We start from the raw sequence: 25,975 nt of genomic DNA on the forward strand, positions 1-25,975 counted from the left end.
GGCGTCCTCGCGTGATCACTTGAGTCCGCCGTCGACGGCCGACATCAGCGTGCCGCTGTCCCCGGACATCTCCCAGATCATCACGCCGCCCAGCCCCTTGCCGCGCAGCCAGGCCGCCTTCTTGCCGATGGACCACGCGTCGTCGAACGACCACCACTGGCCGTTGTCACCGGTGTAGCCGTACGTGGCGACGGTCTGCTCGTCGTGGTAGACGGTCAGGTTGGGCACGGACGCGATGAGGTTGTCGTAGCCGCGCGTGCCCGCCTCCTCGGGGAACTGGCCGGGGGCCGCCCCGTTCGCCTTCTGCCACGCGCCGTGCGCGCCGCCGTCGGTGACCTGCTGCCAGCCGCGCCCGTAGAAGGCCAGGCCGAGCATCACCTTGCGCGGGTCGACGCCCGCGTCGAGATAGGTCTGCACGGCCTTGTCCACGCTGAACTTCGTGGTGTACGGGTCCTTGGGGTCGGCGTAGAGATTGCCCTGGTGCCCGGTGAGGTTGGGCTCCCAGCTGTTGTCGCTGCCGGAGCCGTGGAAGTCGTAGCCCTGGACGTTCGCGTAGTCCATGGAGTCGAGGACGCTGGGCGTGCCGTCCTTGGTGGTGATGTCCCAGCCCGCGTCGATCTTGGCGGGGTCGGCCGGGGTGAAGGCCGTGAGCAGGTACTTCTTCCCGGTGGTGGCGGACAGCGCGTCGAGCTGCCTGCGGAACTCCGCGAACAGCAGGGTGTTGTTGGCCTTGTCGTCCTTCGACACGTGGTTGCCCGGGTGGCCGTCGGAGCCCGGCCACTCCCAGTCGATGTCGAAGCCGTCGAAGATCCCGGCGGCCGTGCCGTCGCCGCCGCGCCCGTTGCTGACCGGCAGATTGCCCTTGATGTACATGTCGATGCAGGACTTCACGAACTTCTGCCGGGAGGCGTCGGTCTTCGCGACGTCGGAGAAGTACTTGCTGTAGGTCCAGCCGCCCACCGAGATATTGATCTTGAGGTCGGGGTGCTTGGCCTTGAGCTTCTTCAGCTGGTTGAAGTTGCCCGCCAGCGGCTGGTCCCAGGTGTCCCCGACGCCGTCGACCGACTCACCGGCCGCGAACCCCTTCTCGTAGTCCGCCCAGGAGTCGCCCGCGCCGTCGCCCTGACTGGGGTCCTCGGGGTTGGGTGTGGTGGCCTTGGTGACGCCGTTGAGACAGGTGAGGTTGGTCGGGTCGATGTTGGAGAACGCGTAGTTGAGGTTCGTGAGCTTCGCGGCCGCGCCGGAGTCCTCCAGCGACTTCACGGTGTACGCGCGCCCGTAGATGCCCCACTGCACGAAGTACCCGACCCGGGCGTAGCCGGCGGCCGGCGGCTTCGTGCCGCCGCCCGTGGTGCGCACGGTCAGCGGCGGGCTCGCCTTGCCGGTCCGGTCGACGCTGTCGCGGGCGACGACGGTGTAGGTGTAGTCGGTGCCCGGCGTCAGGCCGGTGTCGGTGTAGGCGAGCTTGGCGACGGTGGTGACCTTCGCCGTGCCGCGGTAGACGTCGTAGTTCTTGATGCCCTTGTCGGCCGTGGCCGCGGGCCACTTCAGGGAGACGGAGGTGTCCGTCACGGCCGTTGCCTGCGGGGTGCCGGGCGCGGACGGCGGGTTGTCGCCGGGGGGCGTGCCGCCGTCGCAGGAGCCGCCGTTGACCTTGCAGCCGCCGGGGGAGCCGTCACCGGCGGCGACGAAGCCGAAGGTGACGGCGGCGCCGGGCGCGATGGTGCCGTTGTACTCCCGGTTCTTGGCCGTGAAGTGGGTGCCCGAGCTGGTGATCAGGGCGTCCCAGAAGGAGCCGACCGTGGTGGTGGCGGGGAAGTCCCACTCCACGGTCCAGCCGTTGACGGCGGTGGTGCCGGTGTTCTTGACCGTCCACTCGCCCTGGAAGCCCGTGCCCCAGTCCGAGGTCTTGGCGAAGGCGGCGGTGACCGATGCGGCCTTCGGGGCGGGGGAGGCGTGCGAGGGGGAGGAGGCCAGACCGACGACCGCGGCGGCCGGAAGGAGCAGCGCGGACAGCGCCGCGACGGCTTTGGAGAGGGGGTGTCTGCTGCGTCGTAAGGATCCTGTGCTCAAGGGAGCTCCTCGAGTGGGGCCTTGGTGGTGGGGGATGGGTGTGGGGAGCCGTGGTGCGACCGGTGAGCGTGCGCTATCCGGACATGTGCGCCGCGACTGTGGAGGGGAGAGTAAAAAGGTCCGTACCAATGGTCAAGAGGTCTGGACCAGCCCCAATTCCTGTGCCAGCACGGCCGCTTGCACCCGGCTGCGCAGCCCCAGCTTGCCCAGCAGTCGGCTGACGTGCGTCTTCACCGTCGCCTCCGCCATCGTCAGCCGCCCGGAGATCTCCGCGTTGGACAGCCCCTCGCCCAGACACGCCAGCACCTCGCGCTCACGGCGGGTGAGCGCCTCCAGGACCCCCGGGTCCGGCGCGCCCGCCGGCCGTACGGGCGCGGGCCGCGCGAACTCCGCGATCAGCCGCCGCGTCACCGCCGGGGAGATCAGGCCCTCGCCCCGCGCCACCGTCCGCACCGCCGCGATCAGATCGGCGGCCTCGCTGTCCTTGAGCAGGAACCCGGAGGCCCCCGCGCGCAGCGCCCCGAAGACGTACTCGTCCAGGTCGAAGGTGGTCAGCACCAGTACGTCCGCGAGCCGCTCCCCGGTGATGACGCGGGTGGCCGACACCCCGTCCAGGCGCGGCATCTGCACATCCATCAGCACCAGGTCCGGCTCCAGCTCCCGGGCCAGGCGCACGGCCTCCTCGCCGTCGGCGGCCTCGCCCACGACCTCGACGCCGGGCGCCGAGCGCAGGATGAGCACGAGCCCGGACCGCACGGCGGCCTGGTCCTCGGCGACGACCACGCGAATCCCCTCGCGGGGTGGCGCGGTGTCCCCCGTGGCACCCGGCAACGGGTGGGTGCCGCCCGCGGCCAGTGGGCGGTTCTCGTTCCGACTGGTCATGCGCTGTCCTCGCTCTCCACGCTCTCCGCGTCTTCCTCTGGGCCTGCCACGGGCAGTTCGGCCCGTACCTCCCAGACCGTCGCGCCGCGCTCCGGGCCGGGCACCGGTCCGGCCGTCAGCCGCCCGCCCACCAGGGCGACGCGTTCGCGCATGCCGATGAGCCCCGCGCCGGCGCCCGGGACGCGAGGACCGCGGCGGTCGTCCAGCCTGCTGGTCACCCGGACGACGAGCGGGCCGGGGCGCCGCCCGGGGCGCGTCAGTTCGACCGTCACCGGACCCCGTCCCGCGTGTTTCACCGCGTTGGTCAGCGACTCCTGGACGATGCGGTACGCCGCGAGCTCGACCGGCGCGGGCAGCGGCCCCGGGCCCCGCTCGTCGTGCAGGACGAAGGCGAAGCCGTCCTCCCGCACCGCCCCGCGGGCGTGGGCGAGCAGCGCCTCGACGCCGTCCAGCCGGGGCACGGCCGCGGGCTCGTCCGCCGCGCCCGCGTCCCGCAGGATGCCGATGAGACGGCGCATCTCGGCGAGGCCCTGCACGCTGTTCTCCCGGATGACGGCCAGCGCCTCGTCGGACGCCTTCGGATCGCCGATCGACAGTGCGGCCGTGGAGTGGATCGCGATGGCGGACAGGTGCCCGGCCACCACGTCGTGCAGCTCCCGCGCCATCCGGGCGCGCTCCGCGCCGACCGCCTCCCGGCGGTCCAACTCGGCCAGCAGCGCGGTCCGCTCGGCCTCCAGCCGGGCCGCCTGGGCGGCGTCCCGGTGCACCCGGACCCCCACCCCGGTCCACGCGGGGACGATGGTGATCACGCCGAGCCCGATGCCGACCAGGAGTGCCGGCGGCTCGCGGATCAGTGCGACGGCCAGCAGCGTCCCGGCGACGGTGAGCACCTCGGTGGCGCGCGGGATGAGGCGGTACGCGGCCGGGGAGCCGTAGAGCACCGCCGCGTAGACGAGGTCGGTGAACATCGCGACGTTCGCCATGAGGCTGCCAGAGAGCACGTCGAGCGTCAGGGCGGCCACCCCGATGGCGAGGCCCGTCAGCGGGGCCCTGCGGCGCAGCAGCTCGGCGCCCGCCATCACGGCCAGCGCCACCAGCGCGAGCTGCCGGGGCAGCGCCGAGGCCGGCGAGCTGCTCAGCCCCAGCGCGTACAGCGCGGCTCCGCCGAGCAGCCCGGCGGCGGCGATGAGCGCTTCTTCGCGGTGGGGTCGGGCCATGGATCCATCACAGCACGTCGGAGAGGGTGCGGGCGTCCCTTGCCGGGGGTGGTGCGGGCGGCCGCGGTACATCGAAGGATGCAGTGGAGGATCGTCGCCGCCGACGAGGAAACGGGCGCGGGCGCGGGTGACGCTGGTGGGGAGGGAAGGGAGGCCCCCGTGATCGTCGCGTTGATCGTCGCGTGTGAGGTCGGCTTCTGGGTGCTGCTGGCCGTCGGGCTGAGCCTGCGCTACCTGGCCCGGAAGCCGCGCGCGGGCCTCGCGGTGCTGCTGCTGGAGCCCGTGCTGGAGCTGGTCCTGCTGGTGGTCACCGCGATCGACCTGAAGAACGGCGCCCAGGCCGACTGGAAGCACGGCCTGGCCGCGGTCTACATCGGCTTCTCGGTCGGCCTCGGCCACTCCACCATCACCTGGGCCGACCAGCGCTTCGCCCACCGCTTCGCGGGCGGCCCGCCCCCGGTCAAGCCGCCGAAGTACGGGCGCGCGCGCACGCTGCACGAGTGGAAGACGGCGGCGCGGTGGTGCCTGGCGGCGGCCGTCGCCGCGGGGCTGCTGCAGATCGCGACCTGGTACGTCGGGGACTCCGGCGACACCAGCTCGCTGCGGGCGTGGCAGACGAAGATGCTGCTGGTGATCGGCGTCAACGTGGTGATCGCGGTGAGCTACACGATCTGGCCCAAGCAGCCGAAGCCCGGGGCGGTGGAGGAGTCGCCCCGGACGTACGAGAAGCTCTGACCGGGCCTCACCTCAACGGTTCTCGCCCGGCACCCAGAGGATGTCGCCCAGCTCCTTGTTCGCCGTGCGCGCCAGGATGAAGAGCAGGTCCGAGAGGCGGTTGAGGTAGGTCGCCGCCAGCGGGTTCATGATGTCGGCGTGGAGCTCCATCGCCGCCCAGGTGGAGCGCTCCGCGCGGCGGACCACCGTGCAGGCCTGGTGGAGGAGGGCCGCGCCCGGGGTGCCGCCGGGGAGGATGAAGCTGCGGAGCTTCTCCAGGTCCTCAAGGAAGCGGTCGCAGTCCGCCTCCAGCTTGTCGATGTAGGACTGCTCGACGCGCAGCGGTGGGTACTTGGGGTTCTCCGCCACCGGGGTCGCCAGGTCCGCGCCCACGTCGAAGAGGTCGTTCTGGATGCGGACGAGCACCTTGACGACCTCCTCCGGCAGCTGCCCGAGCGCGATGGCGACGCCGATGGCGGCGTTGGCCTCGTTGGCGTCGGCGTAGGCGGCGATCCGGGTGTCGGTCTTCACCGTGCGGCTCATGTCGCCGAGGGCGGTGGTGCCACTGTCTCCGGTGCGGGTGTAGATGCGCGTCAGATTGACCATGGGGACGAGCGTATGCGCCGCGCGGAGGTTCCGGGCAGAGCCCCGCCATGGCGCGCGACATGTGATCGGTGGTGCGCGAGGGGCTCAACTGCTGCGTGGGGCGCGGCTCGTAGCCGTCTCGATGTGATGTCCGTCATGTGGGACGTGACGCGCATCTCTAACCGCCCAAAGCGGCCCCCACGGGCGCTAATGTCCGCCGAGAGAGTGCGTACGGAACAGAACAGCGTTGTGCACAGGGAGTAAGGGGACAACCGTGGCCAAGAAGCTCGCCGTCATCGGTGCCGGACTGATGGGATCGGGCATCGCCCAGGTCTCCGCCCAGGCCGGCTGGGACGTCGTCCTGCGGGACGTCACCGACGCGGCGCTGCAGCGGGGCACGGACGGCATCAAGGCGTCGTACGACCGGTTCGTCGCCAAGGGCAGGCTCGACGCGGACGCGGCCGGGCTGGCCCTCTCCCGGATCACCACCACAACCGACCTCGACGCTGCCGCCGACGCGGACATCGTCGTCGAGGCGGTCTTCGAGGACGTCGACACCAAGCGGGACATCTTCCGCACCCTGGACGGCCTGGTGAAGGACGAGACGGTCCTCGCCTCCAACACCTCCGCCATCCCGATCACCAAGATCGCCGCCGCCACGCGGCGGCCCGAGCGGGTCGTCGGCACGCACTTCTTCTCGCCGGTGCCCATGATGCAGCTCTGCGAGCTGGTCCGCGGCCACAAGACCAGCGACGAAACCCTCGCCACCGCACGGGAGTTCGCGGAGGGCGTCGGCAAGACGTGCATCGTCGTCAACCGCGACGTCGCGGGCTTCGTCACCACCCGCCTGATCTCGGCGCTCGTCGTCGAGGCGGCGAAGCTCTACGAGTCGGGCGTGGCCACCGCCGAGGACATCGACATCGCCTGCAAGCTGGGCTTCGGCCACGCGATGGGCCCGCTGGCCACCGCCGACCTGACCGGCGTCGACATCCTGACGCACGCCACCGGGAACATCTACGCCGAGTGCCAGGACGAGAAGTTCGCGCCGCCGGAGATCATGCGCCGCATGGTCGACGCGGGAGACCTCGGCCGCAAGAGCGGTCAGGGCTTCTACCAGCACTGACGGGACATCCGCTATCCGGTTCACCCGCCAGGGTGAATTAGGTATCGGTTCGCCAATAAGCGGCAACCTTGTCGTGTGAGAGGCAGTCAGTTCTTTAGAACCTCATCCACATCACGCACCACTCCCGGGAGCGCATATGCACATCAGGGGCGACCACGCCGAACTGGTCGTCGGGGGGCGCCTCGACGTCCGCAGTGCGGCGGACGCCCGTACGGTCCTGCACTCCGCGCTCGACGCGGGCCGCGGTGACCTGGTGCTCGACCTCACCGAGCTGGACTCCTGGGACGCCACGGGGCTGGGCGTCATCATGGGCGCCCACCGCCGCGCCGGGCGCACCGGCCGGCGGCTGGTCCTGCGCGGAGTGCCCGACCGGATGCAGCGGCTGCTGGTCGCCACCCGGCTGCACCGCATCCTCGCCATCGAGGGCGGCATCGAGGCCGAGTCCCTGCCCAGGGTGTGAGACGCCGCAGGGGCGCGTGGGGGAAGCGGGGGAATTGCGAGGAAGGGCCCGGCCCGGGGCCGTTGGGGCGTCCGTGCCCCGCTCCGGCTTTCGCCCGCTTCGTCCGCCGATCCTCATGAGACTGTGACGTCCCCCGGGCGGCGGGGCCCCACCGGATTCATGGATACTGTGCGGAGGTCTGAGGTTCGGTTTTCCCGCCGCATAAGGCCGTACAACCATGCCCACACGGCGGGCACCGGACCCTGAGCGCCGGCCGGGCGGCACCCGGCCGAAGTCGAGGGAGTGCGGACAGGCCGGGAGGGCACGACGGCACGCCACGCATTTGGGGGCTTTCACCATGGACCCGACGAACCGATCCGAGGAATTCGGCGACGGCGCCCACGAGCCCGCCACCGACGGCGGCCCGGCGCGGGAGACGCCGGGTCAGGAGAGCGGCGGGCAGGGGCCCGCGCCCGTCCGCGTCGTCCGGCTCGTCGCCGGCGACTACGTCCTCACCGTCAACCCGGTCGACGGCAGCGAGATCGAACCCTGCCTGCCCGGACAGCGGCCCGGCCGCCCCGGCAAGCACGGCCCCGCCGAGCGTGCCGAGCGGCTCCGCGCCGCGGGCCCGCCGCCGCCCGCCCGCGCGGCCGGCCCCGAACTCCCCCTGCTGGAACGGCAGGAGGAGCGCGAGCGGCTCGTCCGGCTGCTCTCGCGCGGCCGCTCGGTACGCCTGACGGGACCGTCCGGCTCCGGCCGCAGTGCCCTGCTCGACGCCGTCGCCGCGGACTGCGCGGACCTCGCGCCGGACGGTGTCGTACGCCTCAGCGGCCACCACCGCACCACCACCGACCTGCTGTACGAGCTCTTCGCCGCCGTCCACGACGCGCCGCTGCACCGGCCCGACCGGGCCGAACTCCTGGCGCTGGTCCACGAGATCGGCGCGGTCGTCGTCCTGGACGACCTCGAATTCGGCGGCAGTGCGCTCGACGAGCTCCTCGACGCCACCCCCGAGTGCGCGTTCCTCCTCTCGGCCACGCCCGAGATCGCCGCGCCCTCCGCCGACTCGCACCTCGAAGAGGTCTTCCTCGGCGGGCTCGACCGCACCGGCTGCCTGGAACTGCTGGAGCACGCCGTCGGCCGCCCGCTCACCGACGAGGAGGCCGACTGGGCCGCGGACCTGTGGTTCGCGTCCGAGGGTCTGCCGCTGCGCTTCGTCCAGGCCGGGGCGCTGCTGCGGCAGCGCGACAACCCGCCGGGCGCGGAGGCCGCCGCGGCCGACGAGTTCGGCGTCGTCGCCGAGCGGCCCTACGTCGCCGCCGCCGAGACCGCCGAACCGGAGCCCGCCGCCGCGGCCGACCGGTCCGACGTGCCGCTGCCCGCCCTCGCCTCGGCCACGGCCCCTGCACCCCGGCTCGCCTCCCGGCTCGGCGAGGCCGCCCGCGACACCCTGCGCTTCGCCGTCGCCCTCGGCGGCGAGGTCCCGCACCAGGCGCACCTGCCCGCCCTCGTGGGCGACACCCACGCCGACGCCGCCCTCGGCGAACTCCTCGCCGCCGGGCTGATCACCGCCACCGGCGCGCACTACCGGCTGGCGGCGGGCGTCGCCGACCAGCTGCTCGCCGAGGGGTACGGACGGGACTCCGCCGACCTCGCGCACTCCGCCGCCCAGCACTACGCCTGGTGGACCGGGCACCCCTCCGTCACCCCCGAGCGGGCCGCCCAGGAGGCCGACGCGATCCTCGCCGCGCTGGCGGCCCCGGCCGCCGACGGCGAGGCCGCGCATGCGGAAGCGGCGGTGCGGCTGGCCCGCACGGCCGCACCCGCCTTCGCGGCGGCCCTGCACTGGAGCGCCTGGGAGCGCTGCCTGCGGCACGGTCAGGCCGCGGCCCGGCGGACCGGTGACGTCGGCGAAGAGGCGTACTTCCACCACGAGTTGGGCGTGCTGGCCCTGTGCACCGGCAACATCGACCGGGCGCGCGCCGAGCTGGAGGCGTCCGTCGGGATGCGCGGGGTGCTGGCGGACAAACGCGGTGCCATAGCGGGCCGTCGCGCCCTCGCCCTCGTCGCCGACCGCTCCGGTCGGACGCCGAACGGGCCCGCGGCGCCACGGACCGAGCCCGGTGCGACCCCGGCGGCAGCCGTGCCGTCCGCGCCGACCCCCGCCTTCCCGCCGCCGGTGCCACCGGCGGCCCGGCCGACCGCCGGTGAGGAGATCCCCGACGCGCGCCGCGAGGAGTCGGCCACGCCGCCCTCCGCGATGCCGGCGGCGCCCTTCGCCGCGCCGTTCGCCACGCCCGTCGACCAGGACCGCGTCACGACCGAGGCCATCAACAGGCTGGGCGCGGGCGCGGGTTCGGGCGGCGGCGCGGGCAAGCGCCTGCCGTCCCAGCCGTGGGCGAGGAAGCTGATGGTGAGCGGCACCCGGCGCAACCTCGCCGCGGCGGGCGCCGGGGCGCTCCTCGCCGCCGTGCTCGGCACCGTCGTGACGCTCGGCGCCACGTCCCGCAGCCACGACGGGGACGCCTCCGACGGCAAGGTGACGCCCGACCGGTCCGCGTCGCAGCAGGACGGCGACAGCGGCCTCACCGCGGATCGGCCGGGGCCGGGCGAGGCGGGGCACGCGCAGGTGCCGGGACAGCCGGGGAAGCCCGGCCAGTCGGCCTCCCCGGGGGCGTCGGGCAGCGCGTCCCCCGGCGCGTCCGGAAGCTCCGCTCCGAGCACGGGGCCGAGCGGCGGCGGCAAGCCGTCCGGTGGGCCGTCGCAGCCTTCGACTCCGTCGGAGTCGCCTTCCAAGCAGCCCACGAAGGACCCGACCACGCCGCCCGTTCCGTCCAAGGATCCGACGAAGGATCCGACGAAGGGCCCCACCTCTCCGCCGGTGACTCCGTCGCAGCCGCCGACGGGTGGGGGCGGGTCGAGCTCGGTGGCCGGGGCGCCGACCGGTGGGCACTCGGGCTCTTCGGGCAGCCGGCCGTCGGACGGGGGCGCGGGCAGCCCGTCGGCGTAGCCGTTGAACGCCGGACGGGCTCGGTGGTACGGATCACGTTCCGTACCACCGAGCCCGTCGGCACCTGAGGGCAATGCCCCCAGGTCAGAACAGACGAAGCTTGTCGTCCTCGATGCCGCGCATCGCGTCGTAGTCGAGGACGAGGCAGCCGATGCCGCGGTCCGTCGCCAGGACGCGGGCCTGCGGCTTGATCTCCTGTGCGGCGAAGACGCCCCGGACGGGCGCGAGATGCGGGTCGCGGTTGAGCAGCTCCAGATAGCGCGTGAGCTGTTCCACACCATCGATGTCGCCGCGCCGCTTCAGCTCCACGGCCACCGTCGCGCCGTCCGCGTCGCGGCAGAGGATGTCCACGGGGCCGATCGCCGTCGGGTACTCCCGGCGGATCAGGGTGTAGCCCTCGCCGAGCGTCTCGATCCGGTCGGCCAGCAGCTCCTGGAGGTGCGCTTCCACGCCGTCCTTGATCAGGCCGGGGTCGACGCCGAGTTCGTGGGAGGAATCGTGCAGCACTTCCTCCATCGTGATGATCAGCTTCTCGCCCGCCTTGTTGACCACCGTCCATACCGAGCCGTCCCCCTCCTTGAGGGTGCACGGCGGGGACATCCAGTTGAGGGGTTTGTAGGCCCTGTCGTCCGCGTGGATGGAGACACTGCCGTCCGCCTTGACGAGGATCAGTCGCGGGGCGGAGGGGAGGTGGGCGGTGAGCCGGCCCGCGTAGTCCACGGAGCAACGGGCGATGACGAGACGCATGGTGAGTCACGCTACTCGACACCCGCCCCTCGGCGCGATTCGCCCTTGTTGAACCCCTTCGGCGGTACCGCCGAACGCCCTGGGCCGTGGCCGGTTGTTGTGCCGTTCTCCTGGTGCCCCCGCAGTGGCCGATTTACCGTTGAAGCGGGCGGTCGTCGTACGGGCACAGGGCGTCGTCGTCCGCTCGCCCATCCCTGAGACCCCGCTCGCGGGGTCGCGAGAGGAGAACTCATGTCGCTCGACGTCTCACCGGCCCTCCTTGAACAGGCCGAGCGAGGCGAGGTCGACGAAGCGGAATTCGTCGACTGCGTCCGGACCTCCCTGCCGTACGCGTGGGAGATGATCAGCTCCCTGGTGGCCCGGCTCAAGATCGACGGTGGCGAGTTCGCCGACAACCAGACGCCTCCGCCGGACGAGCAGGCCCGCGGCCAGCTGCTGCGGGCCCTGGCGAGTGACGCGATCCGCGGTGCGCTTGAGCGGCACTTCGGCGTGCGCCTGGCGTTCCAGAACTGCCACCGGGTGGCGGTCTTCCCGCTCGACCCGTCGGCCGACGACCGCCTCGCCCGCTTCACCTCGATCCGCGGCCAGCTGCTGAATCAGTCCCCGCTCCTCCGGGACTGCTGACGCATCCGTGCTGCCGCTCCGCACGCGGGAGGTGCGATCAGTGCCGGGCGGCAGCTCTGGGGACGGTGCGTCGCCTGGTGCGGGTTCACTGCCGGCAAAGCCCGGCCGGGCGGTCAGGTGAGCAGTGGGAGTACTTCGGAGCCGAGGCGGCGGAGGTTCTCCTCGGTGGCGGCTAGGTCGCCGGAGCCCTCGGCCAGCAGGGCGAAGCGGGTGATGCCCGTGCGCTCGGAGGTGGCCGCGAGACGGTCCGCGCACAGCCGCGGCGGGCCCACGGGGTGGAGCTCGCAGAGCCGCTGGGTGTACGCGAGCGGGTCGCGCATCCGACGCGGCCTGCCGTCGACCGTCTCATAGGCGGCGAGCCCGTGGTGGAACCAGCCCGGCATGGCCTTGGCGAGGGTCTCCGCCGCCTCCTGCCGCCGGTCCCCGACCTGGGCGACACCGGCCGACACATGGGCGGCCGCCGCCACCTCCTCGGGTGAACTCCCGGCCTCCAGTGCGCACTTGCGCCAGAAGGCGACCATCTCCGCCTTCTCCTCGTCGGCGCTGTGCATCCCGAGCAGCATCGGCAGCCCGTGCGCGGCCGCCAGCCGGACGCTCGCGGGCGAGGTGCAGGCGAGGAGCACCGGCGGGCCGGAACGATCCTCCAGATCGTCCGGGCGGGGCACGACGGGCACTTCGCGGAAGTGGAAGCGGGGCCCGGACGCGCTCACCCGGGGCGTGCGCAGCCACCGCATCAGCAGGTCGAGCGACTCGGGGAACCCCTCCTCGTACGCCTCCAGGCCGGTGCCGAAGACCTCCAGGTCGACCCAGGGGCCGCCGCGGCCCACCCCCAGCGTGAACCGGCCCTCGGAGGCGAGGTGCAGCAGCGCCGCCTGCTCGCCCAGCGCCACGGGGTGCACGGTGGGCAGCACGCTGACCGCCGTGCCCACCTCGATCCGCCGGGTGCGCCCCAGCATCAGCCCGGCCAGCGTCACCGCCGACGGACAGACCCCGTACGGAATGAAGTGGTGCTCCGCGAGCCAGACCGCGTCGAGCCCGGCCTCCTCGGCGACCACCGCCGTCCGGACGGCCCGGTGCAGTGCCTCCCCATGCCCCTGGCCGGGGAACTGCGCGGCCAGGACGAATGCTCCAACGCGCATCGCTCTCAATCTCCTTGCTGGCGACCGACGCGGCATCCCCCACCGGAATCAACGGCTGACACGTGCCATGGGCACGGCCTCGCGTTAAGTTTTAACGATGATCGGAGAGCGCTCGGGTGGTGCTTGGGAGATGCCCGCCCGGGACGGTGACGGTGACGCGTAACCTGGTTACGGCCCGTAGCTCCCCAGACCTCCGAGGTGCCCCGTGTCCCCGCGCCGAAACCGCCCGCGAGGCGGCGCAGACCATCAAGCCGACGCCCCGCGCGAGTTCGTCGGCGACCGCTACGGCCTGGAGCGCAGCGAGAGCTGGCAGGGCGAGGACTGGGCCGTCCGCACGGTCGGCGGCGGCGCGGCGGCGAAGCACTACCGGTGCCCGGGGTGCGACCAGGAGATCCCGCCCGGCGTCCCGCACCTCGTCGCGTGGCCGCTGTACGGCGGCGGCGTGGAGGACCGGCGGCACTGGCACAAGGCGTGCTGGAACGCGAAGGACCGCCGGAGCGCGCGGCTCCAGCGGTCCCGTAATGCACCCAGGTATTGAGGCGGTCGCTGCTCGCGGTCGGCCCGGTTCTACGCGTCGCGCTTCATCAGGGCCGCGTACGCGCCGCCCATGGCGACCGCCACCACACCCATCATGATCCAGACCGGGTCCCAGCCCATGGGGCCCGAGGAGTCGGGCCCGTCGGAACCCGACGCGAAGAGCACGAACAGCTCGTACGGGATCGAGTACTGGATCAGGTACTTCTTGATCTCCGACAGCGCGCTCGCGTACATGAACATCGACATGACCAGCGGCAGCAGCATCAGGCCGAGCATCGCCGTGATCGCGCCCGCGGAGTGCCGCACGAGCGTGCCCACGGCCAGCGCCAGCAGCCCGATCAGCGCCACGAACAGGCTGACGCCGACCGTCGCGCGCAGCCACATCTCGCCCGTCGTGCGGTCGGTCCACTGCCCCTGGAGCATCGACTCGGCGACCATGCCGACCAGCGTCGTCGACACCAGGGTGATCGTGAACACCAGCAGGAAGAAGACGATCGCCTTCGCCGTCAGCACGCGGGCGCGGTTCGGGCAGGCGGTCAGCGTGGTGCGGATCATCCCCGTGCCGAACTCGGAGGTGATCGTCAGCACGCCGAGCGTGATGACGCAGATGACGCCGAGCAGCACGCCGAAGACGCCGAAGCTCAGCGCCGACATGTCCCGCTCGCTGCCGTTGTTGTCGACGGTGGTGGCCGCCGCCGCGATCGCGCAGCCGATGCCGAAGACGAGCACGACCATGACGCCCAGCGTCCACATCGTGGACCGCAGGGAGCGGATCTTGGTCCACTCGGAGGCGAGCGCGTCGGCGAGGGTCGCCTTCCGCACCGGGATCGGGGAGAGGTACCCGCCGGTCCACTGAGGTGCCTCCGGCGCGAAGGCCGGTGCCTGCGGCGCGGGCGGCTGCGGGTGCTGGGGGGCGGTCATCGGGCGTCCTCGCTGTCACGCTTGGTCAGGTCGGCGGGGGCGGTGGCGGGCGCGGAAGGCTCGGCGGGCGGCGCCGCCGGGGCCTGGGCGGGCTGCGGCGGGGCGTACGGATTCGGCTGCTCGCCCGTCAGCGCGGGGTAGGGGTTGCCCTGCGCCGGCTGACCCCAGCCCTGGCCCTGGCCCGGCTGGTTCCAGCCCTGCGCGGGCTGGCCCCAGCCCTGGCCCTGCGGGGGCGTCGCGCCGTATCCGTACCCCTGGGCGTACGGGTCGGCCTGCAGCAGACCCGCGCGCTGGTCGGCGGTCGAGCGGTAGTCGACCGCGCCCTGGGTCATCCGCATGTACGCCTCCTCCAGGGACGCCTGGTGCGGGGAGAGCTCCCAGAGGCGGACGTCCGCGTCGTGCGCGAGGTCGCTGATCCGGGGGAGCGGCACACCGGTGACGCGCAGGGCGCCGCCCGGCTCGGCCAGCACCTGGCCGCCCGCCTCGACCAGCGCGGCCGTCAGCTTCTCGCGGCCCTCGGGCTCGGTGTCCGCGGTCCGCACGCGCGCGAAGTCCGCGGAGTTCGCGGAGATGAAGTCCTTGACGCTCATGTCGGCGAGCAACTGGCCGCGGCCGATGACGATCAGGTGCTCGGCGGTGAGGGCCATCTCGCTCATCAGGTGCGAGGAGACGAAGACCGTACGGCCCTCCGCCGCGAGCTGCTTCATCAGGTTGCGGACCCACAGGATGCCCTCGGGGTCGAGGCCGTTGACCGGCTCGTCGAAGAGCAGCACCTGCGGGTCGCCCAGCAGCGCGGCCGCGATGCCCAGGCGCTGGCCCATGCCCAGGGAGAAGCCCTTGGAGCGCTTGCGGGCCACGTCCTGGAGGCCGACGACGCCGAGCACCTCGTCCACGCGGCGCGCGGGCAGGCCCGCGAGCTGGGCGAGCGAGAGCAGGTGCAGCCGGGCGCTGCGCCCGCCGTGCACCGCCTTCGCGTCGAGGAGGGCGCCGACCTGGCGGGGCGCGTTGGGCAGCTTGGCGAAGGGGTAGCCGCCGATGGTGACACTGCCGGACGTCGGCACGTCCAGGCCGAGGATCATGCGCATCGTGGTCGACTTGCCGGATCCGTTGGGACCCAGGAAGCCGGTGACGGTCCCGGGCCGCACTTGGAACGACAGATTGTGCACGGCCGTCTTGGCGCCGTAGCGCTTCGTGAGGCCGACTGCCTCGATCATTCTCCGCCCCTCGCGAGCTTCTTCGAGGCATAAGCCCCCGTAAGGGTTAGGAGCATAACGAGGAGCTGACGGTTCCCGATATGTGAGATTTATGTGACTGGTGGGTAGGGCGTGTCGTCGTGGGGCGGGGACAGCTCGTCGTAGGTGCGTGGCGTGGCGGACGTCTCCTCCGGCGCGGGGAAGCCGCTGCCGGTCAGTACCCAGCCGTGCCGCCGGAAGATCCGCCTGCCTTCCCGGCGCACGGCCGTATCCGCCCGCGCCCGCTCCACCCAGCTCTCCGGGCCGGGCCCGAGCAGGTCCCGCAGGGCGGGCGAGGAGGCCAGCAGCCGGGTGAGAAGGACGCGCTGGTCGCCGCCGCCGGGGAGCGGGCGGCCGTCCGCCGTGTCGGTCAGGACGCCGTGCAGGCTGACGTAGAGATACGCCCCGCCGAGCGCCTCACCGGAGGGCATGGTCATCGGGAAGCGGGCGCCGGGCAGCAGGACGCGCCGGTAGTTGGACTCCGTCGCGTCCACCGCGCCCAGCTGCCCGGTGTCCAGCCAGCTGATCACCAAGGTGAGCTCGGCGTCCGGCTCGGCGTACGGGGCGGCCGCCACGTAGCCGTTCCGGCCGATGTGCCCGGAGCAGCCGACACCGATGCCGCGCACGCGCACCGGAACCATCGGGGTGGTCGTGGGCAGGCCGCGGCCGGCGAGCTTGTGGTGGAGCTGGGCGGGGGAGGCGTTGGAGCCTACGGCGATGACGGGGTGGCGTTGCCCTGTGCTGGGGGTGCGCGCTTCTTCGAGGACGGCGTCGAGGGCGGGCTGCTGCTCGGTGGCGACGGTCCAGTCGCCGAGGCGCTTGCCCTGCCGGGGCGCGAGGGCGAAGGTCTCGCTGCCGCTGAGGAGGGTGGGCTCGATGGCCGGGCGGCCGGGGTAGGTGAGCGGGTGCTCCGCGGGGGCGCGGCCGAGGCTGTGGCGGGTCACGGTGCGTTCTTTCCCCAGCCCCGCCCCTTCCCGAAACTGGGGCTCCGCCCCAGACCCCGAAGCACGCTCCGCGCGCTGTCCTCAAACGCCGGACGGGCTGAAGCGCTACGCATCCCTCTCCCGCAGCACCACATACGCCCCCACCAGCGCCGCCACCACCCAGAGCACCATGATCGCGAAACCGCCCCAGGGGCCGTACGGGGCGTCGTCGTCCAGGGTGATCACTTGCATGATCTTGCGGCCCGCCTGGTCCGGGAAGTACTGGGCCACCTTCTTCGTGGCCGGTACCGCGCCGAGGATGTTCGAGATCAGGAAGAAGAACGGCATCAGGATGCCCAGCGACAGCATCGGGCTGCGCAGCATCGTGGCGACGCCCATGGAGAAGACGGTGATCAGGGTCATGTAGAGCCCGCCGCCGATGACGGCGCGCAGCACGTCCGGGTCGCCGATGGACGCCTTGTGCTCGCCCAGCATCGCCTGGCCGAGAAAGAACGCCAGAAAACTCGTGACCATGCTGACGACCAGCGTCAGCAGCGTCGCAATGGTGATCTTGCTGAAGAGAAATGTGCCGCGCTGCGGCACGGCCGCGAGCGAAGTGCGGATCATTCCGGTGCTGTATTCGTTGGAGACGACCAGCACCCCGAAAACGATCATTGCGAGCTGGCCCAGTCCCATGCCCGCGAAACTCGTGAACGTCGGATCGAAAGTGAGCCGCTCCTTCGCCGACAGTTTGTCGAAGTTGCTTTTGGAAAGAGCGCTGATCAGAATGCCCAGCGCGACCGTCACGACCAGGGCGAGGCCGAGCGTCCACACCGTGGAGCGAACGGATTTGATCTTTGTCCATTCGGACTGGAGGACCTGGGTCGCCACCGCCATCGCTTCAGGATCCCTTCTTCTGCCAGTCGGTGCCCCAGCCGGCCCCCGGGGGCTGTGGCCCCGGAGCGGGGCCCGGGACCGGCGCGCTGTGCGCGTGGTACTCCACCGACTCGGCGGTGAGCTGCATGAACGCCTCCTCCAGCGAAGCCTGCTGAGGGCTCAGCTCGTGCAGCACGATCTGGTGCCGGGCCGCGAGCTCACCGAGGCGCGCCCCGTCCGCCCCGTCCACCTCCAGCGAGCCGTCGCCGGCCGGCACGGCGGTGATGCCCGAGCCCGCCAGGACGTCCAGCAGCCGCTCGCGCTCGGGCGAGCGCAGCCGGACGTACGAGCGGGAGTTCTGCGCGATGAAGTCCGCCATCGAGGTGTCGGCCAGCAGCCGCCCCTGGCCGATGACGATCAGGTGCTCGGCGGTGAGGGCCATCTCGCTCATCAGGTGCGAGGAGACGAAGACCGTACGCCCCTGGGAGGCGAGGTTCTTCATCAGATTGCGGATCCAGTGGATGCCCTCGGGGTCGAGGCCGTTGACCGGCTCGTCGAAGAGCAGCACCTGCGGGTCGCCCAGCAGCGCGCCCGCGATCCCGAGCCGCTGGCCCATGCCGAGCGAGAAGCCCTTGGAGCGCTTCTTCGCCACCGACGTCAGGCCCACGGTGTCGAGCACCTCCGCCACCCGGGCCCGGGGGATGCCGTTGCTCTGTGCCAGGCACAGCAGGTGGTTGTAGGCGCTGCGCCCGCCGTGCATCGCCTTGGCGTCCAGCAGCGCCCCGACGACCTTCAGCGGATCCCTCAGCTGGCGGTAGTGCTTGCCGTCGAGGTGGACCGAGCCGGCGGTGGGCCGGTCCAGATCGAGCATCATCCGCATCGTCGTGGACTTGCCCGCGCCGTTGGGTCCCAGGAAGCCGGTGACGATCCCGGGCCGTACGGTGCAGGTGAGGCCGTCCACGGCGAGCTTGTCGCCGTAGCGTTTGGTCAGACCCTGCAGCTCGATCATTCCGCCACGTTAAGGGCGGACCCGGCTGCGCGCCACCGGTGGCCGCCCATCCGGATGACCCGGCCACAACCGGAGCGGAAGACACCGACGCCCCGCGTACCGCCTCTCGGCGGGACGCGGGGCGTCGGCGTACGGGGGTTCGTACGGGGGGCGTGCGGTCGCCGGTTCAGCGGCTCTGCTGCGCCGGGACGCCGCGCGAGATCGGCTCGTCGTCACCGGGGACACCGGCCGCGGCCACGGCCGCGCCGGTCAGCGTGGCCAGCATCTCGCGGACGTTGGTCAGCTGGGCGTTGATGCTGTCGCGGCGGTTGGTCAGCGCCGCCAGCTCGCGCTCGGACTCGCTGCGGATGCGGTCCGCCTTCGCGTTGGCGTCGGCCACGATGTCCTCGGCCTGGCGCTGCGCGGTCTCCACCGTCTGACGGGCCCGGCGCTCGGCGTCCGTGCGCAGCTTCTCGGCCTCCAGGCGCAGCTGCTCGGCGCGGTGCTCGATCTCCGCCAGCCGCTTCTCGGCCTTGGCCTGACGGGAGGCCAGGTCGCGCTCGGACTGCTCGCGGCGCTTGGCCAGGTTGGTCTCGAAGTCCGCGGCGGCCTGGGCGGCCTTGGCGCGGGTCTCCTCGAAGAGGGCGTCGGCCTCCTCGCGCTTGGACTGCGCGTCCTTCTGCGCCTCGCCCCGCAGGGTGGCGGCGTCGCCCTTGGCCTTCTCGACGATGCGGGCGCCCTCGTCCTCCGCCTTCGCCTTGCGGTCGGCGGCGAACGACTCGGCGTCGTTGCGCACCTGCTGGGCGGCGGACTCGGCCAGCTCGCGGTGCTGTTCGGCCGCGCGCCGGGCCTCCTCACGCAGATCCTTGGCCTCTTCCTCGGCCAGCCGAAGGATCTTCTCGACCCGCGCACCCAGCCCCGCATAGGACGGTTCCGCGTCGTTGACCTGGGCCTGAGCATTCTGCGTTTCGAGGTGAAGCTCCTCGATGCGCTTTTCCAGAGAGGTGATTCGGGCCAGTGCGCTGTCACGGTCGGCGACGAGCTTGGTAATTCGGTCGTCCACCTGGCCGCGGTCGTATCCACGCCGCACGAGCTCGAAGCCGAAGGGGGAGGAAGTGTCGCTCATGGGGTTCCTGTCATAAGAGACCGGTGAGGTGATAGAGGGAATCCTAGGGGTGCGAGCGGCGTGTCATCGAGTGGACGGTTGGCAGATCTGGAGAATGACCCCTCGTTTGAGTGGCTACTTCTGGGACTGCTTGCCACCCGATCGAGTTGCACCCGCACCCGCAGCTGCCTTCACCCCGCCCTCTTTGGCGCTTCCCGCCCCCGGGGCTTCAAAAGATTCCAACGCTTCCAACACGTCCTGGACACGGGAAATCTCGGCATTGATGTCCTCGCGACGCCGGACCAGCACCTCCAACTCCCGCTTTCCTTCGTCGACAAGGCGCTTGGCCTCCTCCGCACCCTCGGTGCGCAGGCGCTCCGACTCGCGTACGGCGGCGGCCTTCTTCTCCTCGGCGTCCTTCAGCAGCGCCTGGGACTCCCGCAGGACGGCGGCCTTCTTCGTCTCCGCCTCCTTGAGCAGCCCCTCCGCCTTCTTCACCGCGGCGATACGGACCTTGCTCGCCTCGCTGCTGGCGTCGGAGACCAGCTTCTTCGCCTTCTCCTCCGCCTCCGCGAGCTGCTCGGTCGCCGCGGCCACGAGCTTGTCGCAGCGCTCGCCCGCCGACTGCATCGCCTCGGACGCTTCCCGGCGCGCCCGGTCGTGCAGCTCCTCGACCTCGGTCTCCACCCGGGTGCGCAGCTCGTCCGCGCGCTCCCTTATGGCGGTCGCGTCCCCGCGGGCCTCTGCCAGCAGCGTGTTGGCGTCCGTACGGGCCTGCTCCACCAGCGCGTTGCCCTCGCCGGTGGCCTCCGTGACGATCCGCTCCGCCTCGCGGCGGGCCACACCGACCATGGTGTCGGCCTGCTCCTCGGCGGTGGCCGCCGTGCGTACGGCCTCCTCCTGCGCCTTGGCGATCAGGGCGTCCGCCTTCTCGGCGGCCTCCGTCAGCTTCTGCGCGCCAGCGTCCCGCGCCGCGTCGACCGTCCGGTCGCCCTCGGCGCGCGCCTCGGCGAGCACCCGCTCCGCCTCCAGGACGGCGTCGGCCTTGAGCTTCGCGGAGTCCGCGCGCGTGCTGTTGGCGTTCTCCTGCGCGGAGCTCAGCGCCTCCGCCGCCTCCGCGGCCATCCGCTCCGCCTCGGCCGTCGCCTCCGCGACCAGGCTGTCGGCCTGTTCTGCGGCTTCGGTGCGGCGGGCGTTGGCGGCCTCGCGTGCCTCGTCGGTGGTGCGGGCGGCCTCGTGCTGTGCGGTCTCCAGGGCCTCGGCGCCTTCGGCGCGCAGCCGTTCGGCCTCCGCCTCGGCGTCCGCCTTGAGCCGGTCGGCCGCCTCCGCGGCCTCCGCCCGGTGGGCCTCGGCGGCCTCGCGGGCCTCCTCCACCCTGCGGCCGGCCTCGGCGACCAGCTTCTCCGCCTCGGCCGTGGCCTCGGCGATCAGCTCGTCCGCCTGCTCGGCGGCCTCGGTGCGGCGGGCGTTGGCCGCCTCGCGCGCCTCGTCCACGATCTTGTCGGCGTCGTCCTGCGCCGAAGAGGTCAGCTCGGCCGCCGTGTTGACGATCCGCTCCGCCTCGGCGTGGCCCTCGTTCCGCATCCGGTTCGCGTCCTCGCGGGCCTCGGCCCGCGCCCGCGCCGCGTCCTGCTCGGCGGAGGCCAGCGCGTCGGACGCGTCCGTACGCATCTGCTGCGCCTTCGCCGAGGCGTCGGACACCATGCGGTCGGCCTCGGCCGTCGCCTTCGCGACCAGCTCCTCCGCGGCCGTCCGCGCCTCCTCGACGGTACGGGTGGCCTCGGCGACCAGCCGCTCCGCCTCGGCGGTGGCCTCCGCGCGGTGGCCGTCGGCCTCCTCTCGCGCCTCCTCGACGGTGCGCTTCGCCTCGGCGACGAGCTTCTCCGCCTCGGTCGTCGCCTCGGCGATCAGCTCGTCGGCCTGCTCGGCGGCTTCGGTGCGGCGGGCGTTGGCGGCTTCGCGTGCCTCGTCGGTGGTGCGGGCGGCCTCGAGCTGTGCGGTCTCCAGGGCCTCGGCGCCTTCGGCGCGCAGCCGTTCGGCCTCCGCCTCGGCGTCCGCCTTGAGACGGTCGGCCTGCTCCGCGGCCTGTGCCCGGTGGCCGTCGGCCTCCTGCCGGCCCGTCACGACCGCGGCCTCGGCCTCGGTGATCAGCTTCTCCGCCTCGGTCATGGCCTCGGCGATCAGCTCGTCCGCCTGCTCAGCGGCCTCCGAACGACGGGAGTTGGCGGTCTCGCGCGCCTCGTCCAGCACCCGGGCGGCCTCGGCCTCCAGGCGCTGCCCCTCGGCGATCGCCTCGGAGACCGTGCGCTCCGCGAGCGCCTTCGCGGCCTCGGACGCGGCCTGTGCCTCCGAGCGCGTACGCGCGGCGTCCTCGCCGGCCCGCTCCCGCTCCGCGTAGGCGTCGGCACGGACCCGGTCCGCCTCCTCCTGCGCCTCGGTGACCGTGCGCTCCGCGTTGTGCTCGGCGGCCGAACGCAGCCCGGCGATCTCCTCCTCGGCCTGCTCGTGCAGCCCCGCGACGGAGTCCCGCACCTGCTGGGCGGTCTGCTCCGCGGCCGTCACCAGCTCGGTGGCGCGCTGCTCGGCCTCCTCGACCAGGCGCCGGGCCTCCTCCTGCGCCTCACCGACCCGCTTGCGCGCCGAAGCCAGCAGCTCCTCGCTCTGCTCGCGCGCCGCCTCGCGCTCCGCCTGCGCCTCCGTACGGGCGTCGCCCAGCAGCTCCTCCGCCTCGCGGCGGCGCCGGACGGCCTCCTCCTGCGCGGCCGCGAGGGCCTCGGCGGCCTCGGTGGCCGTGCGCTCCGCGGCGGCGTTCGCCTCGGCCCGCATCCGGTCCGCGGTCTCCTGCGCCTCCGACTTCAGCCGCTCCGCCTCCGCGGCGGCCTCGCTCCGCAGCCGCGCGGCCACGGACTCGCCCTCCGTACGGGCGGCCGACGCCTCCTCGGCGGCCTCGGCGCGCAGCCGCTCCGCCTCCGTCTCGGCCTGCGCCCGCAGCGCGCGCACCCGCTCCGCGGCCTCCGTACGGGACCGCTCCGTCTCCTCCGCGGCCTCACGGCGCAGCCGCTCCGCCTCCGTACGGGCCTCGCGCAGCGCCTTCTCGGCGGACTCGACGCGCGTCTCCGCCTCGGCGTGCAGCCGCGTCAGCTCCTCGGCGGCCTCCGCGCGCCGCGCCTCCGCGGCCCGCTCGGCCTCCTCGCGCAGCTGCTTCGCGGCCTCGGCGGCCTCCGTACGGGTCCGCTCCGCGTGGTCCTCGGCCTCCTCGGCCATCTCCTCGGCCTCGGTGCGGGCCCGCTCCAGCGCCTCCTCGGCCTGCTTGCGCAGGCTCGCCGCGCGCTCGGCGGCCTCGCCGCGCACGCGCTCGCTCTCGGCGCTCGCCCCGCCTCGGGTCTCCTCCGCGTCGGCCTTCGCCTTCGCGAGCAGCTCCTCGGCGGTGCTGGCGGCCTCCTCGATCTGCTGGAGCGCCTCCCGCCGGGCCTCGCCGCGCAGCCGCTCGCCCTCGGCGACCGCGTCGGCCCGCAGCTGCTCGGCCTCGCCGCGCAGCCGCCGTGCCTCCTCCTGGAGCTCGACGGTCTTGGCGCGGTACTCCTTGGTGTCGTCCTTCGCGGCGCCCTTGAGCTGCTCGGCGGTGTCCGCGGCCTGCTCGCGCAGCCGCTCCGCCTCCGCCTCCGCCTCGCCCCGGATCCGCTCGGCCTCTGCCGCCGCGGCCTTCGTGGTGGCCTGGGCGTCCTCGGACGCCTTGGTCAGCACCTCCTCGGCCGTGCGCGCGGCCTTCGCCAGCTGCGCCGCGGAGTCCTCCGCGGCGGCGCTGCGGGCGTTCTCCGCGGCCTCCGCCAGCAGCCGCTCGGCCTTGGCGCGGGCGTCGTCGCGCAGTTGCTCCGCCTCGGCCCGCAGGGCCTCGGCCTCCTTGGTGGCCTCGCCGACGAGACGGGCGATCTCGGCCTTCGCCGTACGGGACCGCTGCTCGTGCTCGGACTCCGCCGACGACAGCGTGCGGGTGGCCGAATCGGTCGCCTCGGTGACGACCTTCTCCGCCTCGGCCCGCGCCTCGCGCAGCGCGGCGTCGGCCTCCGACAGGCGCGCCTCCGCCGTGCGCGTCAGCTCGGCCGCGGCCGCGCGGGCCTGGTCGGACTCCGTGCTGGTCGCCGTCCGCAGCTGCTCGGCGTGGTCGGTGGCCTCCTGCGCCTGCGCGGAAGCCGCCGCCAGCAGCCGCTCCGCGTCGGTGCGGGCACGGCGCAGCAGCGCCTCGGCCTCGGCCCGGGTCTCCTCCGCGGCGGCGCTGAGCCGGCCGCGGGCCTGCTCGGTCAGCCGCTGGGCCTCCGCGCGGGCCGCCGACAGGGACTGCTCGGCCTCCGCCCGGGACTCCTCCATCAGGCGCCGGGCCTGGGACTCCGTCCGGGCGCGCAGCTGTTCGGCCCACGCGACGTTCTCGTTGACGTGTGATTCGACGGTCTGGCGGCGCTCGTTGAGCTCCTCGTCCAGGCGCTGGCGGCGGGCGACGGCCTCCGCGTGCAGCTCGGCCTCCATCCGGGCCTGCCGCTCCGCCTGCTCCTGGAGCAGGCGCTGCGTCTGGGCGCGCGCCTCGCGGAGCTCGCGCTCCGCGTCGGTCCGCATCTGCTCGGCCTGAATCTGGGCATTACGGAGCAACTGCTCCGCCTGGTAGCCCATATCGGCGGTGTCGTATGCCGGACGGTGGGCGAGATTGCGGCGCGCCTCGTGCAGCTTGGCGCGCAGCACCTCGACCTGATAGCCGAGGTCGTCGGCGTGCTGGACCGCCTTCTCCCGCTCCTTCTTCAGCCGCTCCATCTCGGCTTCGAATTGCGAGAGGTGGTCGTCAGCCTCGTAGCGGTCGTTGCCCCGCACTGCGCGGTCCCATCCGTCCCCTGGTCGCGTTGGCGGCCGGCCCCGTCCCGCATAAACCGGAGGAACCCGGAGCCTGCCCTTCCGAAGAAATGGTGTCAGATCATCGGTACAGCTCGACCCGGGCCCCACCCGTACCCCGGCCGAACCTGCACTCTACCGGCCGGGGGAGGTGGGGGTCAGTGCTCCGGGTCCGCCGGAGGCGCCGAGGTGACCAGTTCGGTCAGTACGCCGTGGCAGTCCTTGGGGTGCAGGAAGGTGATGCGGGAACCCATGGATCCGGTACGCGGCTGCTCATAGAGGACGCGTACGCCCTTGCCGCCGATCGCGGCGGCGTCGGCGTCGACATCCGGCGTACCGAACGCGATGTGGTGAACGCCCTCGCCGTTCTTGGCGAGCCACTTGCCGACCGCGGAATCCGGACGGGTGGGCTCCAGCAGCTGGATGTAGGAGGCGCCGCCGTCGTCGGTCCCGTTGATCCTCAGCATGGCCTCGCGCACCCCCTGCTCCTCGTTGACCTCGGTGTGGAACACCTCGAAGCCATACGTGGCACGGTAGAACTCGACGGTGGTGTCGAGGTCCGAGCAGGCGATCCCGATGTGGTCGATACGAGTCAGCATGGAACCAGTGCACCGCTCCCCGGCGTGGTTACGCAACGTGCGCGCGATCACACCTTCGGCCCGGTGACCCGGGCGCCTACCGCTCAGTACATTGACGGGAACCATCGTTAACCTCTCCGCCTCGAAGGGGCCGCGCCTCATGACTGGTACGAACGGTTCGACCGGCACCACATCTGTGATCGTCGCGGGCGCCCGTACGCCCATGGGCAGGCTGCTCGGCTCCCTGCGCTCCTTCTCCGCGGCCGAACTCGGCGGCTTCGCCATCAAGGCCGCCCTCGACCGGGCCGGCATCGGCGGCGACCAGGTGCAGTACGTGATCATGGGCCAGGTGCTCCAGGCGGGCGCCGGCCAGATCCCGGCCCGCCAGGCGGCCGTCAAGGGCGGCATCCCCATGAGCGTGCCCGCCCTCACGGTCAACAAGGTCTGCCTCTCCGGCCTCGACGCCATCGCCCTGGCCGACCAGCTCATCCGCGCCGGTGAGTTCGACATCGTGGTGGCCGGCGGCCAGGAGTCGATGACCAACGCCCCGCACCTGCTGCCCAAGTCCCGCGAGGGCTACAAGTACGGCTCCATCGAGATGCTCGACTCGATGCACCACGACGGCCTCTCGGACGCCTACGAGGGCATCGCCATGGGCGAGTCCACCGAGAAGCACAACACCCGCCTCGGCATCGGCCGCGCCGAGCAGGACGAGATCGGCGCCCGCTCCCACCAGCGCGCCGCCGCCGCCCAGAAGAACGGCCTCTTCGACGCGGAGATCACCCCCGTGGAGATCCCGCAGCGCAAGGGCGACCCCGTCCTCTTCAGCAAGGACGAGGGCGTGCGCCCCGACACCACCGTCGAGGTCCTCGGCAAGCTGCGCCCCTCCTTCGCCAAGGACGGCACGATCACGCCCGGCACCTCCTCGCAGATCTCCGACGGCGCCGCCGCCGTGGTCGTGATGAGCAAGGCCAAGGCCGAGGAGCTGGGCCTCGCCTGGATCGCCGAGATCGGCGCCCACGGCAATGTGGCCGGCCCCGACAACTCCCTCCACTCGCAGCCCTCCAACGCGATCCTGCACGCGCTGCGCAAGGAGGGGCTGACCGTCGACGACCTCGACCTGATCGAGATCAACGAGGCATTCGCCGCCGTTCTGGTGCAGTCGATAAAGGATCTGGGCGTTTCCCCCGAAAAGGTGAACGTCAACGGTGGGGCCATTGCGCTGGGCCACCCCATCGGCATGTCCGGCGCCCGTACGGTCCTGCACCTCGCCCTTGAGCTCAAGCGGCGCGGCGGCGGAGTCGGCGCGGCCGCGCTCTGCGGCGGCGGCGGACAGGGCGACGCCCTGATCGTCCGCGTCCCCGGCAACTGACAGGCGGTCGCACGG

Annotated in this window: 21 protein-coding genes; 7 read left to right on the plus strand and 14 right to left on the minus strand. The window is 72.7% G+C overall.

The genetic code is table 11. The annotated features are described in order from the left end of the window. Window positions 1-15 precede the first annotated feature (15 nt). The 3 genes from ABD269_RS20890 to ABD269_RS20900 all read right to left on the minus strand — a co-directional run bounded on the left by ABD269_RS20890 (window position 16) and on the right by ABD269_RS20900 (window position 4,172). Window positions 16-2,073, minus strand: a complete 2,058-nt coding sequence (locus ABD269_RS20890) for a glycosyl hydrolase family 18 protein (protein ID WP_344119901.1) — start codon at window positions 2,071-2,073, stop codon at window positions 16-18. Window positions 2,074-2,205: 132 nt separating this feature from the next. Then, complete coding sequence (locus ABD269_RS20895) at window positions 2,206-2,955, minus strand: response regulator (protein ID WP_344119903.1); 750 nt, start codon at window positions 2,953-2,955, stop codon at window positions 2,206-2,208. Then, a complete protein-coding gene (locus ABD269_RS20900; RefSeq protein WP_344119905.1) occupies window positions 2,952-4,172 on the minus strand; it encodes a sensor histidine kinase in 1,221 nt (406 codons plus the stop codon). The genes ABD269_RS20895 and ABD269_RS20900 overlap by 4 nt, the downstream gene beginning before the upstream one ends. Window positions 4,173-4,331: 159 nt before the next feature. On the opposite strand from ABD269_RS20900, the gene ABD269_RS20905 reads away from it, so the two are divergent. Further along, window positions 4,332-4,907, plus strand: a complete 576-nt coding sequence (locus tag ABD269_RS20905) for a hypothetical protein (RefSeq protein ID WP_344119907.1) — start codon at window positions 4,332-4,334, stop codon at window positions 4,905-4,907. A gap of 12 nt (window positions 4,908-4,919) precedes the next feature. Here the strand turns inward: ABD269_RS20905 and ABD269_RS20910 are convergent, their stop codons facing one another. Continuing rightward, a complete protein-coding gene (locus tag ABD269_RS20910) occupies window positions 4,920-5,492 on the minus strand; it encodes a cob(I)yrinic acid a,c-diamide adenosyltransferase (RefSeq protein WP_116213921.1) in 573 nt (190 codons plus the stop codon). A 253-nt stretch (window positions 5,493-5,745) separates the two neighbouring features. Between ABD269_RS20910 and ABD269_RS20915 the strand changes: the two genes are divergently transcribed. From ABD269_RS20915 to ABD269_RS20925, 3 genes are all read left to right on the plus strand, one after another. After that, on the plus strand, window positions 5,746-6,594 hold the full coding sequence (locus tag ABD269_RS20915) for a 3-hydroxyacyl-CoA dehydrogenase family protein (RefSeq protein WP_344119910.1): 849 nt from the start codon (window positions 5,746-5,748) through the stop codon (window positions 6,592-6,594). Between the two features lie 136 nt (window positions 6,595-6,730). Further along, a complete protein-coding gene (locus tag ABD269_RS20920; RefSeq protein WP_116213923.1) occupies window positions 6,731-7,054 on the plus strand; it encodes an STAS domain-containing protein in 324 nt (107 codons plus the stop codon). Between the two features lie 337 nt (window positions 7,055-7,391). Next, a complete protein-coding gene (locus tag ABD269_RS20925; protein ID WP_344119912.1) occupies window positions 7,392-10,043 on the plus strand; it encodes an ATP-binding protein in 2,652 nt (883 codons plus the stop codon). Between the two features lie 84 nt (window positions 10,044-10,127). Here the strand turns inward: ABD269_RS20925 and nucS are convergent, their stop codons facing one another. Further along, complete coding sequence (nucS, locus tag ABD269_RS20930) at window positions 10,128-10,790, minus strand: endonuclease NucS (RefSeq protein ID WP_116213924.1); 663 nt, start codon at window positions 10,788-10,790, stop codon at window positions 10,128-10,130. A gap of 231 nt (window positions 10,791-11,021) precedes the next feature. Between nucS and ABD269_RS20935 the strand changes: the two genes are divergently transcribed. Continuing rightward, the gene (locus tag ABD269_RS20935) at window positions 11,022-11,414 is read left to right on the plus strand and encodes an SCO5389 family protein (RefSeq protein WP_301892276.1); all 393 of its coding nucleotides are present in this window, start codon (window positions 11,022-11,024) and stop codon (window positions 11,412-11,414) included. Window positions 11,415-11,527: 113 nt separating this feature from the next. Here ABD269_RS20935 and ABD269_RS20940 read toward each other — a convergent pair whose 3' ends face one another. After that, a complete protein-coding gene (locus ABD269_RS20940; protein ID WP_301892275.1) occupies window positions 11,528-12,553 on the minus strand; it encodes an LLM class flavin-dependent oxidoreductase in 1,026 nt (341 codons plus the stop codon). 205 nt (window positions 12,554-12,758) lie between these two features. On the opposite strand from ABD269_RS20940, the gene ABD269_RS20945 reads away from it, so the two are divergent. Continuing rightward, window positions 12,759-13,091: an ATP/GTP-binding protein gene (locus ABD269_RS20945; protein WP_301892274.1), complete on the plus strand. Its 333-nt coding sequence runs from the start codon at window positions 12,759-12,761 to the stop codon at window positions 13,089-13,091. Window positions 13,092-13,120: 29 nt separating this feature from the next. On the opposite strand, the gene ABD269_RS20950 is transcribed toward ABD269_RS20945, so the two are convergent. From ABD269_RS20950 to mce, 8 genes are all read right to left on the minus strand, one after another. Further along, on the minus strand, window positions 13,121-14,011 hold the full coding sequence (locus ABD269_RS20950) for an ABC transporter permease (protein ID WP_344119917.1): 891 nt from the start codon (window positions 14,009-14,011) through the stop codon (window positions 13,121-13,123). Then, on the minus strand, window positions 14,008-15,225 hold the full coding sequence (locus tag ABD269_RS20955) for an ABC transporter ATP-binding protein (protein WP_344119919.1): 1,218 nt from the start codon (window positions 15,223-15,225) through the stop codon (window positions 14,008-14,010). The genes ABD269_RS20950 and ABD269_RS20955 overlap by 4 nt, the downstream gene beginning before the upstream one ends. A gap of 89 nt (window positions 15,226-15,314) precedes the next feature. Continuing rightward, window positions 15,315-16,187: a hypothetical protein gene (locus tag ABD269_RS20960; protein WP_344119921.1), complete on the minus strand. Its 873-nt coding sequence runs from the start codon at window positions 16,185-16,187 to the stop codon at window positions 15,315-15,317. Window positions 16,188-16,292: 105 nt separating this feature from the next. Then, complete coding sequence (locus ABD269_RS20965) at window positions 16,293-17,063, minus strand: ABC transporter permease (protein ID WP_301892269.1); 771 nt, start codon at window positions 17,061-17,063, stop codon at window positions 16,293-16,295. A gap of 4 nt (window positions 17,064-17,067) precedes the next feature. Continuing rightward, a complete protein-coding gene (locus ABD269_RS20970) occupies window positions 17,068-18,051 on the minus strand; it encodes an ABC transporter ATP-binding protein (protein WP_344119925.1) in 984 nt (327 codons plus the stop codon). Window positions 18,052-18,217: 166 nt separating this feature from the next. Beyond that, a complete protein-coding gene (locus tag ABD269_RS20975; RefSeq protein WP_301892266.1) occupies window positions 18,218-19,156 on the minus strand; it encodes a coiled-coil domain-containing protein in 939 nt (312 codons plus the stop codon). 114 nt (window positions 19,157-19,270) lie between these two features. Further along, window positions 19,271-23,992, minus strand: coding sequence for a polarized growth protein Scy (gene scy / locus ABD269_RS20980; RefSeq protein ID WP_344119928.1), 4,722 nt, complete (start codon window positions 23,990-23,992; stop codon window positions 19,271-19,273). 176 nt (window positions 23,993-24,168) lie between these two features. Further along, complete coding sequence (mce, locus tag ABD269_RS20985; RefSeq protein ID WP_116213934.1) at window positions 24,169-24,609, minus strand: methylmalonyl-CoA epimerase; 441 nt, start codon at window positions 24,607-24,609, stop codon at window positions 24,169-24,171. 139 nt (window positions 24,610-24,748) lie between these two features. Here mce and ABD269_RS20990 point away from each other — a divergent pair, with 139 nt between their 5' ends. Beyond that, complete coding sequence (locus tag ABD269_RS20990; protein WP_344119932.1) at window positions 24,749-25,960, plus strand: acetyl-CoA C-acetyltransferase; 1,212 nt, start codon at window positions 24,749-24,751, stop codon at window positions 25,958-25,960. Window positions 25,961-25,975: the final 15 nt, after the last annotated feature.

It is taken from the genome of Streptomyces blastmyceticus (assembly GCF_039521185.1).
Classification (GTDB): Bacteria; Actinomycetota; Actinomycetes; order Streptomycetales; family Streptomycetaceae; genus Streptomyces; species Streptomyces blastmyceticus.